The sequence below is a fragment of the Falsiroseomonas selenitidurans genome (assembly GCF_012103215.1).
Lineage (GTDB): Bacteria > Pseudomonadota > Alphaproteobacteria > Acetobacterales > Acetobacteraceae > Falsiroseomonas > Falsiroseomonas selenitidurans.
In genome coordinates this window covers 1-1020 of sequence record NZ_JAAVNE010000128.1, presented here as the reverse complement: position 1 = coordinate 1020, position 1020 = coordinate 1, and the positions used below count along the sequence as shown (strand labels likewise).

Below are 1020 nucleotides of genomic sequence, written 5' to 3'. Positions count from 1 at the left end.
TAAGGGCAACGCCGACAAGGCGAAGATGGTCGCCGCCATCCGAGCCCGTGGCTTCGCGCCGGCCGATGACAACGAGGCGGATGCCATCGCGCTGCTGCTCTGGGCGACTGAGTCCACGGGAGGCCGCGCATGAGCATGCACGGTGCACCATTGCCGCCCCGGTCCTGCCTCGACCGCGGCACGCGCAGCCCAACCAACGACAGCGAGGTGAACGCCATGCGCGCCGCAGCCTGGCATCGGCACGGCGTTGCCGCGCTGCCTGTCGCCGAGATCACGGACGACTGGCTCCGTCAGGCCATCACCAACGAAGCCAATCGGCGCTGGGGGCGTCGCAACGGGGAGAACCACCATGGCCGGTAAGCGCAAGACCAAGGCATCGAAGGCGAAGCACGACGAACTGGCGAAGCCCTCGAAGTGGCGGCTGCAGCATGGCGCCTTCTCGGGACCGATCCGCGCTGCCGATCCCGAAACCGGCACGCCCGTGCAGCATCGCCGCGCTGTGGACACGCTCGGGTTGATGCTGGCGCACGGCAGCATCACGCCACAGATGCACGAAGCGGGTGAGATCTTCCGCGGGCTGTTCCGCGCCGCCTGCTTCGACAGCATGTCGACGTCGCAGATCATGCGCATCCCAGGCACGCGCGTCGACACGCTCTCGACGATGCAGGTGGAGGCACGGCGCCGCGTCGCTGCGGCGCTCGATGCGCTGGGGGGGCAGGACAGCCCCTGCGGCTCCTGCGCGTGGTTTGTCATCGGTCTCGAGTTCTCGGTCCGCGAGTGGTCGATGCGGCAGGGCTGGGCCGGACGGACGGTGCACGGCCCAGTGGGACAGGGCATCCTGGTCGGGTCCCTCGGCATTCTTGCCGTGCACTTCGGGCTGATGCCACGAGCGAGGGCGGCGTGACGCGCGATGATCGGGGCGGTCACCATCGCCCCGATCCCGCTGTTACAATTCACCCCGTAGCGGCTCCGAAATCGATAAGGCTAGAAGCAAGACACGTAGAGAAGGTGCGAGAGCGC

General features: G+C 68.0%; 2 protein-coding genes. Both read left to right on the top strand.

The window, feature by feature from the left end:
* The first annotated feature begins 129 nt into the window (after positions 1-129).
* Positions 130-360: a hypothetical protein gene (locus HEQ75_RS27660; protein ID WP_168035335.1), complete on the top strand. Its 231-nt coding sequence runs from the start codon at positions 130-132 to the stop codon at positions 358-360.
* Positions 350-904: a DUF6456 domain-containing protein gene (locus HEQ75_RS27655; protein WP_168035334.1), complete on the top strand. Its 555-nt coding sequence runs from the start codon at positions 350-352 to the stop codon at positions 902-904. The genes HEQ75_RS27660 and HEQ75_RS27655 overlap by 11 nt, the downstream gene beginning before the upstream one ends.
* Positions 905-1020: the final 116 nt, after the last annotated feature.